The sequence below is a fragment of the Klebsiella sp. RCJ4 genome, from assembly GCF_009025755.1.
GTDB classification, from domain to species: Bacteria; Pseudomonadota; Gammaproteobacteria; order Enterobacterales; family Enterobacteriaceae; genus Klebsiella; species Klebsiella michiganensis.
Window position 1 is genome coordinate 279,189 of the sequence record NZ_WCIN01000043.1, and the last position, 16,728, is coordinate 295,916.

At 54.3% G+C, this 16,728-nt stretch carries 11 protein-coding genes; 9 read left to right on the forward strand and 2 right to left on the reverse strand.

Annotated elements, in window-relative coordinates; all coding sequences use genetic code 11:
* Positions 1-26 precede the first annotated feature (26 nt).
* From relA to eno, 4 genes are all read left to right on the forward strand, one after another.
* Positions 27-2,264, forward strand: a complete 2,238-nt coding sequence (gene relA, locus F8562_RS24195) for a GTP diphosphokinase (protein WP_004853643.1) — start codon at positions 27-29, stop codon at positions 2,262-2,264.
* Between the two features lie 68 nt (positions 2,265-2,332).
* Positions 2,333-3,124, forward strand: coding sequence for a nucleoside triphosphate pyrophosphohydrolase (gene mazG / locus F8562_RS24200; protein ID WP_014226596.1), 792 nt, complete (start codon positions 2,333-2,335; stop codon positions 3,122-3,124).
* Positions 3,125-3,351: 227 nt separating this feature from the next.
* Positions 3,352-4,989 carry a glutamine hydrolyzing CTP synthase gene (pyrG, locus tag F8562_RS24205; protein ID WP_004105009.1) on the forward strand — a complete coding sequence of 546 codons (1,638 nt, stop codon included), beginning with the start codon at positions 3,352-3,354 and terminating at the stop codon, positions 4,987-4,989.
* A gap of 80 nt (positions 4,990-5,069) precedes the next feature.
* Entirely contained in the window at positions 5,070-6,368 is a 1,299-nt protein-coding gene (gene eno / locus F8562_RS24210; protein ID WP_004105008.1) for a phosphopyruvate hydratase, read from the forward strand.
* A gap of 66 nt (positions 6,369-6,434) precedes the next feature.
* Here eno and F8562_RS24215 read toward each other — a convergent pair whose 3' ends face one another.
* Positions 6,435-7,544 carry an SDR family oxidoreductase gene (locus tag F8562_RS24215; protein WP_014839382.1) on the reverse strand — a complete coding sequence of 370 codons (1,110 nt, stop codon included), beginning with the start codon at positions 7,542-7,544 and terminating at the stop codon, positions 6,435-6,437.
* Between the two features lie 460 nt (positions 7,545-8,004).
* On the opposite strand from F8562_RS24215, the gene queE reads away from it, so the two are divergent.
* Positions 8,005-8,676 carry a 7-carboxy-7-deazaguanine synthase QueE gene (queE, locus tag F8562_RS24220; RefSeq protein ID WP_004124321.1) on the forward strand — a complete coding sequence of 224 codons (672 nt, stop codon included), beginning with the start codon at positions 8,005-8,007 and terminating at the stop codon, positions 8,674-8,676.
* A gap of 58 nt (positions 8,677-8,734) precedes the next feature.
* Here the strand turns inward: queE and queD are convergent, their stop codons facing one another.
* Complete coding sequence (gene queD, locus F8562_RS24225) at positions 8,735-9,097, reverse strand: 6-carboxytetrahydropterin synthase QueD (RefSeq protein ID WP_004853637.1); 363 nt, start codon at positions 9,095-9,097, stop codon at positions 8,735-8,737.
* 430 nt (positions 9,098-9,527) lie between these two features.
* Here queD and cysJ point away from each other — a divergent pair, with 430 nt between their 5' ends.
* The 4 genes from cysJ to F8562_RS24250 all read left to right on the forward strand — a co-directional run bounded on the left by cysJ (position 9,528) and on the right by F8562_RS24250 (position 16,728).
* Positions 9,528-11,327: an NADPH-dependent assimilatory sulfite reductase flavoprotein subunit gene (cysJ, locus tag F8562_RS24230; RefSeq protein ID WP_042934161.1), complete on the forward strand. Its 1,800-nt coding sequence runs from the start codon at positions 9,528-9,530 to the stop codon at positions 11,325-11,327.
* Positions 11,327-13,039: an assimilatory sulfite reductase (NADPH) hemoprotein subunit gene (cysI, locus tag F8562_RS24235; RefSeq protein WP_014226593.1), complete on the forward strand. Its 1,713-nt coding sequence runs from the start codon at positions 11,327-11,329 to the stop codon at positions 13,037-13,039. The genes cysJ and cysI overlap by 1 nt, the downstream gene beginning before the upstream one ends.
* Positions 13,040-13,137: 98 nt before the next feature.
* Positions 13,138-13,872 carry a phosphoadenosine phosphosulfate reductase gene (cysH, locus tag F8562_RS24245; protein WP_014226592.1) on the forward strand — a complete coding sequence of 245 codons (735 nt, stop codon included), beginning with the start codon at positions 13,138-13,140 and terminating at the stop codon, positions 13,870-13,872.
* A gap of 195 nt (positions 13,873-14,067) precedes the next feature.
* Positions 14,068-16,728: a CRISPR-associated helicase/endonuclease Cas3 gene (locus F8562_RS24250; RefSeq protein ID WP_014839379.1), complete on the forward strand. Its 2,661-nt coding sequence runs from the start codon at positions 14,068-14,070 to the stop codon at positions 16,726-16,728.

Below are 16,728 nucleotides of genomic sequence, written 5' to 3' on the forward strand. Positions count from 1 at the left end.
GCAGGCGGTCCCTTAAGGAGAGGACAATGGTTGCGGTAAGAAGTGCACATTTAAATAAAGCTGGTGAATTTGACCCGAAGAAATGGATCGCGAGTCTGGGAATTTCCAGCCAGCAGTCGTGTGAACGCTTAGCCGAAACCTGGGATTATTGTCGAGAGAAAACGCAGGGGCATCCGCAGGCCGATCTCCTGCTATGGCGCGGCGTGGAGATGGTGGAAATTCTCTCCATGTTGAGCATGGATATCGATACACTGCGCGCGGCGATGCTTTTCCCGCTGGCGGACGGCAACGTCGTCAGCGAAGAGATCATGCAGGAGAGCGTCGGGAAATCGGTCGTCACCCTGATCCACGGCGTGCGGGACATGGCCGCGATACGCCAGCTTAAAGCCACCCATACGGATTCGGTCTCCTCTGAACAGGTGGACAACATTCGCCGCATGCTGCTGGCGATGGTCGATGACTTCCGCTGCGTGGTAATTAAAATCGCCGAGCGCATAGCCCATCTGCGTGAAGTGAAAGATGCGCCGGAAGATGAGCGCGTACTGGCGGCAAAAGAGTGTACCAATATTTACGCGCCGCTGGCCAACCGCCTGGGGATCGGCCAGCTGAAGTGGGAGCTCGAAGATTACTGCTTCCGCTATCTGCATCCGGCGGAATATAAGCGAATCGCTAAGCTGTTACACGAGCGGCGCATCGATCGTGAACATTATATTGATGAATTCGTCAGCCATTTACGCACGGAAATGAAAACCGAGGGCGTCAAGGCTGAGGTCTACGGGCGTCCCAAGCATATCTACAGCATCTGGCGCAAAATGCAGAAAAAACATCTCGCCTTCGACGAGCTGTTTGACGTGCGGGCGGTGCGTATTGTCGCCGAGCGCCTGCAGGACTGCTATGCCGCGCTGGGGATCGTGCATACTCATTACCGCCATCTGCCGGATGAGTTCGATGATTACGTCGCCAATCCCAAGCCTAATGGCTACCAGTCAATTCATACCGTCGTGCTTGGCCCCGGCGGAAAAACCATTGAAATTCAGATCCGTACCCGCCAGATGCATGAAGATGCCGAGCTGGGCGTGGCCGCGCACTGGAAGTATAAAGAGGGCGCCAGCGCGGCGGCCAGCGGCGGGCGCGGCTATGAAGATCGCATTGCCTGGCTGCGTAAACTGATCGCCTGGCAGGAAGAGATGGCCGATTCCGGCGAGATGCTGGATGAGGTGCGTAGCCAGGTCTTTGATGACCGGGTTTATGTCTTTACGCCGAAGGGCGACGTGGTGGATTTGCCTTCGGGTTCGACGCCGCTCGATTTTGCCTACCATATACACAGCGATGTCGGCCACCGCTGCATCGGGGCGAAAATCGGCGGGCGTATTGTGCCGTTCACCTATCAGCTGCAGATGGGCGACCAGATTGAAATCATCACCCAGAAGCAGCCCAACCCCAGCCGCGACTGGCTGAACCCGAACCTTGGCTACGTCACCACCAGCCGCGGGCGTTCCAAAATTCACGCCTGGTTCCGCAAGCAGGATCGCGACAAGAATATTCTTGCCGGGCGACAGATCCTTGATGATGAGCTCGAGCATCTGGGCATCAGCCTGAAGGACGCGGAAAAGCATCTGCTGCCGCGCTACAACTTTAACGAGCAGGACGAACTGCTGGCGGCGATTGGCGGGGGCGATATTCGCCTCAACCAGATGGTTAATTTCCTGCAGGCGCAGTTTAATAAACCCAGCGCGGCGGAGCAGGATGCGGCGGCGTTAAAGCAGCTGCAGCAGAAAACCCACGCTCCGCAGAATCGCAGCAAAGACAATGGTCGCGTGGTGGTGGAGGGCGTCGGCAATCTGATGCACCACATTGCGCGCTGCTGCCAGCCGATTCCCGGCGACGAGATCGTGGGCTTTATCACCCAGGGCCGCGGGATCTCGGTGCACCGCGCGGATTGCGATCAGCTCGCGGAGCTACAGTCTCATGCTCCCGAGCGCATCGTTGACGCGGTGTGGGGAGAGAGCTACTCGGCGGGCTACTCGCTGGTGGTGCGCGTCCAGGCCAACGATCGTAGCGGCCTGCTGCGCGACATCACCACCATTCTCGCCAATGAGAAGGTCAACGTGCTGGGCGTTGCCAGCCGCAGCGATACTAAACAGCAGATGGCGACGATCGATATGACCATTGAGATCTACAACCTGCAGGTGCTGGGGCGCGTACTGGCGAAGCTGAATCAGGTACCTGACGTCATCGACGCCCGTCGTCTGCACGGCGGATAAACTCCCACGCTTATGTCAGCCGGGTCAGGCGCTACCGCCACCCGGCATTTTTTTATCAGGACAGACTTATGACTCAAATCGAACGCCTGCTCGGCATTATGCGGCGTCTGCGCGATCCGGAAAACGGCTGCCCGTGGGACAAAGAGCAGACCTTTGCCACCATCGCGCCGTATACCCTTGAAGAAACCTATGAAGTGCTCGACGCTATCGCCCGCGAAGATTTTGACGATCTGCGCGGTGAGCTGGGTGACCTGTTGTTCCAGGTCGTCTTCTATGCTCAGATGGCGCAGGAAGAGGGGCGCTTTGACTTTAACGATATCTGCGCCGCCATCAGCGACAAGCTGGAGCGCCGTCATCCGCATATTTTCGGCGAGGCGAGCGCCGGTAGCAGCAGCGAAGTGCTGGCCCGCTGGGAGCAGATCAAAAGCGCTGAGCGAGCGGAAAAGTCCCAGCACTCCGCGCTGGACGACATCCCGCATAGCCTTCCGGCGCTGATGCGCGCGCATAAAATCCAGAAACGCTGCTCGGCGGTAGGCTTTGACTGGACCTCTCTGGGGCCGGTGCTGGATAAAGTGCACGAAGAAATAGATGAAGTGATGCACGAAGCGCAGCAGGCCGTGGTGGATGAAGCTAAACTGGAGGAGGAAGTGGGCGACCTGCTGTTTGCGACGGTCAATTTATCCCGCCATTTAGGGGTAAAAGCCGAAGTTGCGCTGCAAAAAGCCAACCTGAAGTTTGAGCGCAGGTTCCGCGAAGTTGAGCGGATTGTCGCCGCGCGCGGCCTGGAAATGACCGGCGTTGACCTCGATACCATGGAGCGGGTGTGGCAGGAAGTAAAACGCCAGGAAACTGATCTCTAAAGAGTTTTCGTGATCAAGCGCTATTTGTGTGATTTTTTAAATAACAAGCGCTTGATTTACGTCAAAAACATTTCGCCAAAAGCGGCTATTTTCTCACTCCCTGCGTTTGTGTGGGCCTGATGAAAAGGAGGGATAATGAAAGTTTGTGGCGTCAGTCATGATCGGGTATACTGCTTTCCCGTCCTGGTTATTCCATCGTCTTTTAAACCTAACTTCTCAGGTTCAGCATGACAACGAACTATATTTTTGTGACCGGCGGGGTCGTATCCTCTCTGGGTAAAGGCATTGCCGCAGCTTCCCTCGCAGCCATTCTCGAAGCCCGCGGGCTTAACGTGACCATGATGAAACTGGATCCGTACATCAACGTCGATCCGGGCACCATGAGCCCAATCCAACACGGGGAAGTGTTCGTTACTGAAGACGGCGCTGAAACCGATCTGGACCTGGGTCACTACGAGCGTTTCATTCGCACCAAGATGACCCGTCGCAACAACTTCACCACGGGTCGTATTTACTCTGACGTCCTGCGCAAAGAGCGTCGCGGCGACTATCTGGGTGCCACCGTTCAGGTTATTCCGCATATCACCAACGCGATCAAAGAGCGCGTGCTGGCCGGCGGTGAAGGCCATGATGTGGTGCTGGTTGAAATCGGCGGCACCGTTGGTGATATTGAATCGCTGCCGTTCCTTGAAGCGATTCGCCAGCTGGCGGTGGATATCGGTCGTGAAAACGCGCTGTTTATGCACCTGACCCTGGTGCCGTACATGGCCGCCGCGGGTGAAGTCAAAACCAAGCCGACCCAGCACTCCGTTAAAGAACTGCTCTCCATCGGTATTCAGCCTGACATTCTGGTCTGCCGCTCCGATCGCGCTATTCCGGCGAACGAACGTGCCAAAATTGCATTGTTCTGCAATGTGCCGGAAAAAGCCGTTATTTCGATGAAAGATGTCGATTCCATTTATAAAATCCCGGGCCTGTTGAAATCTCAGGGGCTGGACGATTATATTTGTAAACGATTCAGCTTAAACTGTCCGGAAGCGAACCTGGCCGAATGGGAACAGGTTATCTACGAAGAAGCGAACCCGGCAGGTGAAGTCACCATTGGTATGGTCGGCAAGTACATTGAACTGCCGGACGCCTACAAATCGGTGATTGAAGCGCTGAAACACGGCGGTCTGAAAAATCGCGTCACCGTCAACATCAAGCTGATTGATTCGCAGGATGTGGAAACGCGCGGCGTCGAAATTCTGAAGAATTTAGACGCTATCCTGATTCCTGGCGGCTTCGGCTATCGCGGGGTTGAAGGTAAGATTGCCACCGCGCGCTACGCGCGTGAAAACAACATTCCATACCTGGGCATTTGCCTGGGGATGCAGGTTGCGCTGATTGAGTTCGCGCGCAACGTAGCGGGGATGGAAAACGCCAACTCAACGGAATTTGTGCCAGACTGTAAGTACCCGGTCGTGGCCCTGATTACCGAATGGCGTGATGAAGACGGTAATGTCGAAGTCCGCTCTGATAAGAGCGATCTCGGCGGCACGATGCGCCTCGGCGCACAGCAGTGCCAGCTGGCTGAAGATAGCCTGGTGCGCCAGCTGTACGGCGAGCCAACCATTACCGAACGCCATCGTCACCGCTACGAAGTCAACAATATGTTGCTGAAGCCGATTGAAAATGCGGGCCTGCGTATTGCGGGCCGTTCCGGGGATGATCAGTTGGTCGAGATCATCGAGGTGCCTAACCATCCGTGGTTCGTCGCCTGTCAGTTCCATCCGGAGTTTACTTCGACGCCGCGTGATGGCCATCCGCTGTTTGCTGGCTTTGTGAAAGCCGCAGGCGAGTACCAGAAGCGTCAGGCGAAGTAAAAGAGTTAGAACGGCAATGCACCCATCCGGGTGCATTGTTTGTCTGGAGTTTTAGTTTAACTTGTACTGAGGAAAACCTAATGTCCAAAATCGTTAAAGTCATCGGTCGTGAAATCATCGACTCCCGTGGTAACCCGACTGTTGAAGCCGAAGTACACCTGGAAGGTGGTTTCGTCGGTATGGCAGCTGCTCCGTCAGGTGCTTCTACTGGCTCCCGCGAAGCGCTGGAACTGCGCGATGGCGACAAATCCCGTTTCATGGGTAAAGGCGTACTGAAAGCTGTTGCTGCGGTAAACGGCCCGATCGCTCAGGCAATCCTTGGCAAAGATGCCAAAGATCAGGCTGGCATCGACAAAATCATGATCGACCTGGACGGTACTGAAAACAAATCTAACTTCGGTGCGAACGCTATCCTGGCCGTCTCTCTGGCTAACGCCAAAGCTGCCGCTGCTTCTAAAGGTCAGCCGCTGTACGAGCACATCGCTGAGCTGAACGGCACCCCGGGCAAATACTCCATGCCGGTTCCGATGATGAACATCATCAACGGCGGCGAGCACGCTGACAACAACGTCGACATCCAGGAATTTATGATTCAGCCGGTTGGCGCTAAATCCCTGAAAGAAGCCGTACGTATGGGTTCTGAAGTGTTCCACAACCTGGCTAAAGTTCTGAAAGCTAAAGGTATGAACACCGCTGTTGGTGACGAAGGCGGCTACGCGCCGAACCTGGGCTCCAACGCTGAAGCGCTGGCTGTTATCGCTGAAGCGGTTAAAGCTGCTGGCTACGAGCTGGGCAAAGACATCACTCTGGCGATGGACTGCGCGGCTTCTGAATTCTACAAAGACGGTAAATACGTTCTGGCCGGCGAAGGCAACAAAGCGTTCACCTCTGAAGAATTCACCCACTTCCTGGAAGAGCTGACCAAACAGTACCCGATCGTCTCCATCGAAGATGGCCTGGACGAATCTGACTGGGACGGTTTCGCATACCAGACTAAAGTACTGGGCGACAAAATCCAGCTGGTTGGTGACGATCTGTTCGTAACCAACACCAAGATCCTGAAAGAAGGCATCGAGAAAGGCATCGTTAACTCCATCCTGATCAAATTCAACCAGATCGGTTCTCTGACCGAAACTCTGGCTGCGATCAAAATGGCGAAAGACGCTGGCTACACTGCCGTTATCTCTCACCGTTCTGGCGAAACTGAAGACGCGACCATCGCTGACCTGGCTGTGGGTACCGCTGCAGGCCAGATCAAAACTGGTTCTATGAGCCGTTCTGACCGCGTTGCTAAATACAACCAGCTGATTCGTATCGAAGAAGCGCTGGGCGAAAAAGCACCGTACAACGGTCGTAAAGAGATCAAAGGTCAGGCATAAGCCTGTCTTTATCTGATATGAAAAAGCCAGCCTTCGGGCTGGCTTTTTTTATACCTGCAAAAGCGGCTACTTAAAATCTACCGCCATTTGCTGCGGGATAGAAAGCCCGCGTGTGGTCTGTACGCAGCGGTCAATGTAATCGGTAAAGCGCGGCGGTTTTGGCATACCCATGCTGAGCAGCTTGTCGTTGCTGAATCGTACGTTAAGCGTGGCGAAGGCGCCGTACAGGCGCATGGCTTTAAGCATCAGCCGTTCGTTGCAGGGGCCAAAAATAGCCTTCAGCTCACGGCGCATTTTGACCAGCGTTTCATAGCTGACCTGCGCGTATTTATCGCCGACCGGCGCCTGCTCGAGGGCGGAGGCCATCGCGTTATCGATATCCGCAAACCTTACGCTGTTTTCCTCTCCCGCGGAAATATGCACCACCTCTCCGCGCGCCAGCGGGCTGGTAAGCAGCATCAGCAGCGCATCGGCGCAGTAATCGACGGGGATTACATCGATGCGGTCTTCCATCGAACACATAAATTTTTGCAGCATCAGCCCCATGCTGAACACCCAGAAGATGCTGCTGGAGGGCTGACAGCCGTGATGAGTGTGGCCAACAACAATAGAGGGACGGGCGATCGCCAGCGGTAGCGTTGGGCACTCCTGCCGCATGAGACGCTCAATTGTTGATTTAGAGTGGGTGTATTCGACCAGATGCTCGGCGCGTTCACGAAACGCCGTGCTTTCCGCTACCAGCGAATCGGGGTCTGGCGAGCAGGACATCGCGGTGCCCACGTGCAGAAAGCGCTCAAGGCCGCCGACCTGAGCCATCCGCCGGGCAAACTGCAGCGTGCCTTCGACGTTGACCTTCCAGATAAGCGGATTATTACCAAATGAGGCGACGGCGGCGCAGTTGAGCACGTGGGTAACCTGATTCAGGCGCGGGTCGTCGAGAAAGGGCTGCGGATTGGCCAGATCCCCCAGCAGAATGTTGCCGGGCGTCAGGACCGTTAATCTCTCTTCGCTAATATTGAATTTTCGCAGGTTTTCCTTTACCCGTTCTACGGCAGCTACACTATTATCTGCACGAACTAGCAGTAATAGATTAGGCGCATTCTTTTTATTCAGAATGCTTTCTAACACTGCTCCACCGAGAAAACCGGTCGCGCCAGTAATTAATAATGTATTCATGAATGCAGTCTCATTATGGTTGGTTGACTGGATTCTAGGCGCGGAAAATTAAACGGATATTAAATGGGAAATGAACATAAGGTGCGGTTTATTAAGGTTATTTTAAGATAATTTAGCGTCGTGGATCGAATTTGACCCTAAGCTATGACAATAAATTCATTATTTCGTGTATCCATTTGTACATCGTTGAAATTTATTATTTTTAAGTTTGTTATTTTATTTTTTGCTTTCAAGATTATACATGTTTTGTTACACCAAAAATTTTAGCCGTGCCGCTTAATAGTCGCCTGATGATTATCAGACTAATTAAATCAGCCGGTGCGGGATAATGGAATCGGCCAGCTGCCGGAGGTTTATCATTAAGGTTTAGGTTCTACCCACCACGCGGCGCAGCGCGGGACAAGATCTGCGCGGGCAAATCTGCGATAATGCGCGCTCACAACCCTAAGCAGAGATGATTATGCAGTACCCGATTAACGAGATGTTCCAGACCTTGCAAGGCGAAGGTTACTTCACCGGCGTTCCCGCCATTTTTATTCGTTTACAGGGATGCCCGGTTGGTTGCGCCTGGTGCGATACCAAACATACCTGGGATAAGCTTGCCGATCGGGAAGTGTCGCTGTTCAGCATTCTGGCAAAAACCAAAGAGAGCGATAAATGGGGCCCGGCGAGCAGCGAAGATCTGCTGGCTATCATCGGGCGTCAGGGCTGGACGGCCCGCCACGTGGTCATTACCGGCGGCGAGCCCTGCATTCATGATTTAACGCCGTTAACCTCTTTACTGGAGCAAAACGGATTTAGCTGCCAGATTGAAACCAGCGGCACCCATGAAGTGCGCTGCACACCGCATACCTGGGTGACGGTGTCGCCAAAGGTAAACATGCGCGGCGGCTATGACGTACTCTCTCAGGCGCTACAGCGGGCTGATGAAATTAAACATCCGGTTGGACGCGTGCGCGATATCGAAGCGCTGGATGAGCTGCTGGCAACGCTGGCCGATGAAAAGCCGCGTATCATCGCGCTTCAGCCGATTAGCCAGAAAGATGACGCGACGCGCCTGTGCATCGAAACCTGTATCGCCCGCAACTGGCGCTTATCGATGCAGACGCACAAGTACCTCAATATCGCGTGATATAAAAAAAAACCTGATAGCGCAGGGCTATCAGGGGCTTATTCAGCTAAAGGCACTATCACTCGCCGCGATAAACGCAGCCCGCGGTGCAGGTTTCTTTGATCATCACCGCGCTCAGCAGCGGTACTCGCGGTTTCATCTGCTCCCAGATCCATTTTGCCAGCACTTCGCTGGTCGGATTGGACAGCCCGGGAATATCGTTCAGATAGTAATGGTCGAGGCGATCGTAGATGGGTTTAAACGCGGCCTTCAGCTCGGCAAAGTCCATGATCCACCCGGTATGGGGATCGACTTCACCGGTAATCTCCAGGCGCACCATAAAAGAGTGGCCGTGCAGGCGACCGCACTTATGACCTTCCGGCACGTGCGGCAGGTGGTGAGCGGCTTCGAAGGTGAAATCTTTAAACAGCGTGGTGGACATCTTTTCTTCTCAATATGGCAAAAAACCGCCGTAGGGTACCGGAAAGCACATTTTTTCGCATTAACTAAAACGGCCCTGAGCGGAAAATAGCCACATTCATCCAGCCTGTTCAAATTAATTGCCTATATTTCATGGGCTTATTTAATCGATTTTGTTGTTAATAACTATAACTAAAACAGGTTAGTCCATTTGGTTATTTGTTATTTCCATCCTTTATTTAGTTGTTACTATTTGCACCGTTAACCTACTCACTCGTCATACTTCGAGCCGCATGTGCGTTGGCAATAACTCGGCCCAGCCTTGGGCTTTGCCCTGATGGGCGCTGTGTCGCTGCCTGCAACTCGAATTATTTAGAGTAAATACATTATCTTCTGTTTATCACGCTGACAGGGCGTGAATCACAGCTTTGCTTACTGGAACATAACAACGCATGACGACACAGGCCCCACCTTCCAATTTGCTACCGCTGAGTCCGGAGCAAATGGCGCGCCTTCAGGCGGCCACGACTGACTTCACGCCCACCCAGCTGGCCTGGGTTTCCGGCTATTTTTGGGGGGTGCTGAACCAGCAGCCCGGCGCGGCGGTTGTTGCACCAGCCCAGGCGGCTGAAGTACCGTCTATTACCCTGATTTCGGCATCGCAAACCGGCAACGCCCGCCGCGTCGCTGAAGCGCTGCGCGACGATCTGCAGGCCGCGCAGCTGAACGTGAAGCTGGTCAACGCAGGCGACTATAAATTCAAACAAATTGCCTCCGAAAAGCTGCTGGTCGTGGTGACGTCAACGCAGGGTGAAGGTGAGCCGCCGGAAGAAGCCGTCGCGCTGCATAAGTTCCTGTTCTCGAAGAAGGCGCCGAAGCTGACCGATACCGCATTTGCCGTGTTTGGCCTCGGCGATACCTCCTATGAATTCTTCTGCCAGTCCGGCAAAGATTTTGATAATAAGCTGGCCGAGCTGGGCGGCGAACGCCTGCTCGACCGGGTTGATGCTGATGTAGAGTATCAGGCCGCCGCCGCCGAATGGCGCGCTCGGGTGGTTGAGGTGCTGAAAGCGCGCGCCCCTGCCGCCGCCCCGTCTCAGCTGATAACCAGCGGGGCGGTGAACGAGATCCACACCAGCCCGTATACCAAAGAAGCGCCGCTGACCGCGACGCTGGCGGTGAATCAAAAAATTACCGGTCGCGATTCTGAAAAAGATGTGCGCCATATTGAAATCGACCTCGGCGACTCCGGCCTGCGCTATCAGCCGGGCGATGCGCTGGGCGTCTGGTACCAGAACGATCCGGCTCTGGTGAAAGAGCTGGTAGAGCTGCTGTGGCTGACGGGCGAGGAGCCGGTCACGGTTGACGGCAAAACGCTGCCGCTCGCCGAAGCGCTGGAGTGGCACTTTGAGCTGACGGTCAACACCGGTAACATCGTGGAAAATTATGCCACCTTAACCCGCAGCGAATCCCTGCTGCCGCTGGTGGGCGATAAGGCACAGCTCCAGCATTACGCCGCGACCACGCCGATTGTCGATATGGTGCGTTTCTCCCCGGCGCAGCTGGATGCCCAGGCGCTGGTCGAGCTGCTGCGCCCGCTGACGCCGCGACTGTACTCGATCGCTTCTTCGCAGGCGGAAGTGGAAAGCGAAGTCCACGTCACCGTTGGCGTGGTGCGTTATGACATCGAAGGCCGCGCTCGGGCCGGCGGCGCTTCCAGCTTCCTGGCTGACCGCGTCGAAGAAGATGGCGAAGTGCGCATCTTTATCGAGCATAACGATAACTTCCGTCTTCCTGCCAACCCGCAGACGCCGGTGATCATGATTGGCCCCGGCACCGGCATCGCGCCGTTCCGCGCTTTTATGCAGCAGCGCGCGGCGGAAGGCGCGGAAGGGAAGAACTGGCTGTTCTTCGGCAACCCGCACTTTACCGAAGATTTCCTTTATCAGGTGGAGTGGCAAAGCTACGTCAAAGAAGGCGTGCTGAGCCGCATCGACCTGGCCTGGTCCCGCGATCAACAACAAAAAGTCTACGTTCAGGACAAGCTGCGCGAGCAGGGGGCCGAACTGTGGCGCTGGATTAACGACGGCGCCCATATTTATGTCTGCGGCGATGCCAATCGTATGGCAAAAGACGTTGAGCAGACGTTGCTGGAAGTGATTGCCGAATACGGCGCGATGGACGCCGAAGCGGCGGACGAATTTTTAAGTGAGCTGCGCGTTGAGCGCCGTTATCAGCGAGATGTCTACTAATGAGCGAAAAACATCCAGGCCCGCTGGTGGTCGAAGGTAAACTGACTGACGCCGAGCGCATGAAGCTCGAAAGCAACTACCTGCGCGGCACCATTGCGGAAGATTTGAACGACGGCCTGACCGGCGGTTTTAAAGGCGATAACTTTCTGCTGATCCGTTTTCACGGTATGTACCAGCAGGATGACCGCGATATCCGCGCCGAGCGCGCGGCGCAGAAGCTGGAGCCGCGTCACGCGATGCTGCTGCGCTGCCGCCTGCCGGGCGGGGTGATCACCACCAAACAGTGGCAGGCGATCGATAAATTCGCCGCCGATAACACCATCTACGGCAGTATCCGTCTGACCAACCGTCAGACCTTCCAGTTCCACGGCATTCTGAAGAAGAACGTCAAGCCGGTGCACCAGATGCTGCATTCGGTCGGGCTGGACGCGTTGGCTACCGCCAACGATATGAACCGTAACGTGCTGTGTACCTCTAACCCGTACGAGTCCCAGCTGCATACTGAAGCCTACGAATGGGCGAAGAAGATCTCCGAGCACCTGCTGCCGCGCACGCGCGCCTACGCCGAGATCTGGCTGGATCAGAAGAAAGTCGCCACCACCGATGAAGAGCCGATCCTCGGTCAGACCTATCTGCCGCGTAAGTTCAAAACGACCGTGGTGATCCCGCCGCAGAACGATATCGATCTGCACGCGAACGATATGAACTTCGTGGCCATCGCCGAAAACGGCAAGCTGGTCGGCTTCAACCTGCTGGTCGGCGGCGGTTTATCGATTGAGCACGGGAATAAGAAAACCTACGCCCGTACGGCGAGCGAGTTTGGCTATCTGCCGCTGGAGCACACTCTGGCGGTGGCGGAAGCGGTGGTCACGACCCAGCGCGACTGGGGTAACCGTACCGATCGTAAAAATGCGAAAACCAAATACACCCTCGAACGCGTTGGCGTTGAGACCTTTAAGGCGGAAGTGGAACGTCGGGCGGGCATCAAGTTTGAGCCGATCCGTCCGTACGAATTCACCGGCCGCGGCGATCGTATCGGCTGGGTGAAGGGTATCGACAATAACTGGCATCTGACGCTGTTTATTGAAAATGGTCGTATCCTTGATTATCCGGGTCGCCCGCTGAAAACCGGCCTGCTGAAGATTGCGAAGATCCACAAAGGCGAATTCCGCATTACGGCGAACCAGAACCTGATTATTGCCAGCGTACCGGAAGATCAGAAGGCGAAGATCGAGAAGCTGGCCCGCGATCACGGCCTGATGAATGCCGTCACGCCGCAGCGCGAAAACTCTATGGCCTGCGTGTCGTTCCCGACCTGCCCGCTGGCGATGGCGGAAGCCGAGCGTTTCCTCCCGTCGTTTATCGATAAAGTCGAGGCGCTGATGAGCAAACATGGCGTTGGCGACGAGCATATCGTTACCCGCGTTACCGGCTGCCCGAACGGCTGCGGCCGCGCGATGCTGGCGGAAGTGGGGCTGGTCGGTAAAGCGCCGGGCCGCTATAACCTGCATCTTGGCGGCAACCGCAGCGGGACGCGTATTCCGCGTATGTATCGGGAAAACATTACCGAGTCGGAAATTCTCGATTCGATCGACGAACTGGTAGGGCGCTGGGCGAAAGAGCGCGAAGCGGGTGAAGGCTTCGGCGACTTTACGGTGCGTGCGGGCATCATTCGCCCGGTGCTCGACCCAGCCCGTGATTTCTGGGAATAACATCCAGGTGCCCGGTGGCGAGCAGCGATCCGGGCCTGTGGGTTTTGTAGGCCGGGCAAACGCAGTACCGCCCGGCGAAACAGGCAAGCGAGGTTCTTATGTCCGTACTCGATCTAAACGCGCTGAACGCATTACCGAAGGTCGATCGTGTTTTGCAGCTGGCGGAAACCAATAGCCAGCTGGAAAAGCTGAGCGCGGAAGCGCGCGTCGCGTGGGCGCTGGAAAACCTGCCGGGCGAATATGTGCTCTCTTCGAGCTTTGGTATTCAGGCGGCGGTGAGCCTGCATCTGGTCAATCAGGTGCGCCCGGATATTCCGGTCATTCTGACCGATACCGGCTATCTGTTCCCGGAAACCTACCAGTTTATCGACGAGTTAACGGACAAACTCAATCTGAACCTGAAGATCTATCGGGCGAAGGAGAGCGCCGCCTGGCAGGAGGCTCGCTACGGTAAGCTGTGGGAGCAGGGCGTTGAGGGTATTGAAAAGTACAATGATATTAACAAGGTCGAGCCGATGAACCGGGCGCTGGAAGAGCTGAATGCGCAAACCTGGTTTGCGGGCCTGCGCCGCGAGCAGTCCGGCAGCCGCGCCCACCTGCCGGTGCTGGCGATCCAGCGCGGCGTGTTTAAGGTGCTGCCGATCATCGACTGGGATAATCGTACCGTCTATCAGTATCTGCAAAAGCACGGCCTGAAGTATCACCCGCTGTGGGATCAGGGCTATTTGTCGGTGGGGGATACCCACACCACCCGGAAATGGGAGCCGGGGATGGCGGAGGAAGAAACGCGCTTCTTTGGCCTGAAAAGAGAGTGCGGGCTGCACGAAGGCTAAGATGAGTCCCGGCGCTGCCGGGATTTTTTCCTGAATTGTTAATTAATGATTTGATGTCTTTATAATTATTAATAATTGATATTTGTTATCAATTTCATCGCAAAGATAAAATATTTTTGATGTAAATCATTTCTCTTATTTTGCAGTGTGAACATACTTGAATAAATACGCCTGCTAAATGGAACAATAGAGATAATGTTCAATTATTGGGGTAAATCCCGCCGTGGAGAGGATGATGGCGGTGATGATTATCACTTGCTGTGCTGGCATTCTCTGGATGTTGCAGCCGTTGGCTATTGGATGGTGCAGCATAATATCTATGGCATTAACGATTATCTTAACAAACTGGGGCTTCATCATAGAGTTCAGGCGGCACAATTTTTTGCATGGCTATTATGCTGGCATGATATTGGAAAGTTTGCCCACTCTTTTCAGCAGCTTTATCGTCATGAAGAGTTAAATGCGCAGGACGAATATATAAAATATTATGAAGCCATCCCGCATGCGACTCTGGGGTATTGGCTCTGGAAAGATTATTTAAGCGAGTGCGCGGAACTTTTCCCCGAATCCCCTCTTTCTGCTCGGAAGTTAAAGCGCGTCATTGCGCTTTGGATGCCCCTTACGACAGGACATCATGGGCGACCGCCTTCTTCAGTAACAGAACTAAAAAATTTTCGTCAGCAGGATAAAGAAGCGGCCCGTGATTTTCTTACCAGGGTTAAATCATTATTTCCACTGATTGAGATTCCTGATTTTTGGGATGATGATAACGGTATTGCGCTTTTTAAACATCTCTCATGGTTTATTTCCGCTGCGATAGTACTGGCTGACTGGGTTGGTTCTTCAACCCAATATTTCCCCCGAATTACAAAATCGATGGAGGTCGATGAATACTGGCAACAGCATGCGCTGGTTAAAGCGAAAGTAGCCGTGACCGTTTTCCCTCCTTCCCCTGACGTTGCCTCTTTTAGTGGAATAACGGCGTTATTTCCCTTTATTCAACAGCCAACCCCATTACAGCAAAAAGCGCTTGAGCTGGATATTGATAAACAAGGTCCGCAATTATTTATTCTTGAAGATGTGACTGGTGCTGGAAAAACAGAGGCTGCGCTTATTTTGACACATCGCCTGATGGCTACGGGAAAGGCGCAGGGGCTCTATTTTGGTCTGCCGACGATGGCGACGGCGAATGCCATGTTCGATCGTATGTCGGAGAGCTGGCTGGCGTTGTATCAACCCGGTTCACGGCCAAGCCTGGTGCTGGCGCATAGCGCACGTGGATTAATGGATCGCTTCAATCAGTCTTTGTGGTCGGGAGATTTATCGGGTTCAGAAGAACCCGATGAGCTCCAGCCATCCAGCCAGGGATGCGCCGCCTGGTTTGCCGACAGTAATAAAAAAGCGCTGTTGGCCGAGGTGGGCGTTGGCACGCTCGATCAGGCGATGATGGCGGTGATGCCGTTTAAACACAATAACCTGCGGATGTTAGGGCTGAATAATAAAATCTTGCTGGCGGATGAGATTCACGCCTATGACGCCTATATGTCGCGGATTCTGGAAAGTCTGATTGAAAAACAGGCCAGCGATGGCAATACCACGATTTTACTTTCCGCCACGCTCTCACAACAGCAGCGAGACAGGCTGGTTACCGCCTTTGCTAAAGGAGCGAAGAGCCGGGTTGAAGCGCCATTATTGGGCTATGGCGATTATCCCTGGTTAACGCAGGTGACGAGTACGTCGGTGGTTTCCCTGCATGTGGAAACCCGCAAGGAGGTTGAACGCAGCGTCAAAGTTGGTTGGATGCACTGCGAACAAGAGTGTATTGAACGCATTGAGCAAGCCGTAAGCCAGGGAAAATGCATTGCCTGGATACGCAACTCTGTTGATGACGCGATTCGTATTTATCGCCAGCTTCTTGCCAGAGGGAGCATTCCTGCCGAAAACCTCTTGTTATTCCACAGCCGCTTTGCTTTTTTCGATCGTCAGCGCATTGAAAATCAGGCGCTCACGCAGTTTGGTAAAAAAGGGAGCGTGCAGCGGGCTGGGAAGGTACTGATCGCTACCCAGGTTATTGAACAAAGTTTAGACATCGATCTGGATGAAATGATCTCCGATTTAGCCCCGGTGGATTTATTGATTCAGCGAGCAGGGCGTCTACAGCGGCATATCCGCGATCGTAAGGGCTTGTTGAAAGCTTCTGGGCAAGACGAGCGTACTGCGCCCGAGCTAGTGATCTGCGCGCCGGAATGGGATGACGTACCGCGAGAGGATTGGTTCTCCGGGGCCATGCGTAACAGCGCCTACGTCTACCCCGATCATGGCCGCTTGTGGCTGACCCAGCGCGTGCTGCGCGAACAGGGGGAAATTCGCATGCCGCAATCGGCGCGATTGTTGATTGAATCGGTCTATGGTGAAGACGTTGACATGCCTGCGGGATTTGCGAAGACGGAACAGTTGCAGGAAGGAAAATACTACTGCGACCGTGCATTTGCTAAGCAGAATACTATCAATTTTGCGTCGGGCTACAGCCCTGAGTGCAGCGATTTTCTTCCGGAGAACCTTTCTACGCGTCTGGCCGAAGAGTCGATTTCACTGTGGCTGGCGAAAATTATCGATGGGGCGGTTAAGCCTTATGCCCCAGGAGATCACACCTGGGAAATGAGCATGCTGCGAGTTCGTGAGGGCTGGTGGAAAAAACACAAAGACGAGTTTGAAAGGCTCGAGGGTGAAAGGCTTCGGCAGTGGTGCATTGAACAGCATCAGAAGCAGGATTTCGCCGTTGTGATTGTGGTGTCGGAGGTTGAAAACAGCGGTTATTCAGCCATTGAAGGATTGATTGGAAAAATGGAGGTGTAG

What these genes read in the sequence shown, in the direction of transcription:
- F8562_RS24250 (WP_014839379.1), top strand. Translation starts at nt 14,068, where the DNA reads ATGTTCAATTATTGGGGTAAATCCCGCCGTGGAGAGGATGATGGCGGT.
- pyrG (WP_004105009.1), top strand. Translation starts at nt 3,352, where the DNA reads ATGACAACGAACTATATTTTTGTGACCGGCGGGGTCGTATCCTCTCTG.
- eno (WP_004105008.1), top strand. Translation starts at nt 5,070, where the DNA reads ATGTCCAAAATCGTTAAAGTCATCGGTCGTGAAATCATCGACTCCCGT.
- cysI (WP_014226593.1), top strand. Translation starts at nt 11,327, where the DNA reads ATGAGCGAAAAACATCCAGGCCCGCTGGTGGTCGAAGGTAAACTGACT.
- cysJ (WP_042934161.1), top strand. Translation starts at nt 9,528, where the DNA reads ATGACGACACAGGCCCCACCTTCCAATTTGCTACCGCTGAGTCCGGAG.
- F8562_RS24215 (WP_014839382.1), bottom strand. Translation starts at nt 7,544, where the DNA reads ATGAATACATTATTAATTACTGGCGCGACCGGTTTTCTCGGTGGAGCA.
- queE (WP_004124321.1), top strand. Translation starts at nt 8,005, where the DNA reads ATGCAGTACCCGATTAACGAGATGTTCCAGACCTTGCAAGGCGAAGGT.
- queD (WP_004853637.1), bottom strand. Translation starts at nt 9,097, where the DNA reads ATGTCCACCACGCTGTTTAAAGATTTCACCTTCGAAGCCGCTCACCAC.
- mazG (WP_014226596.1), top strand. Translation starts at nt 2,333, where the DNA reads ATGACTCAAATCGAACGCCTGCTCGGCATTATGCGGCGTCTGCGCGAT.
- relA (WP_004853643.1), top strand. Translation starts at nt 27, where the DNA reads ATGGTTGCGGTAAGAAGTGCACATTTAAATAAAGCTGGTGAATTTGAC.
- cysH (WP_014226592.1), top strand. Translation starts at nt 13,138, where the DNA reads ATGTCCGTACTCGATCTAAACGCGCTGAACGCATTACCGAAGGTCGAT.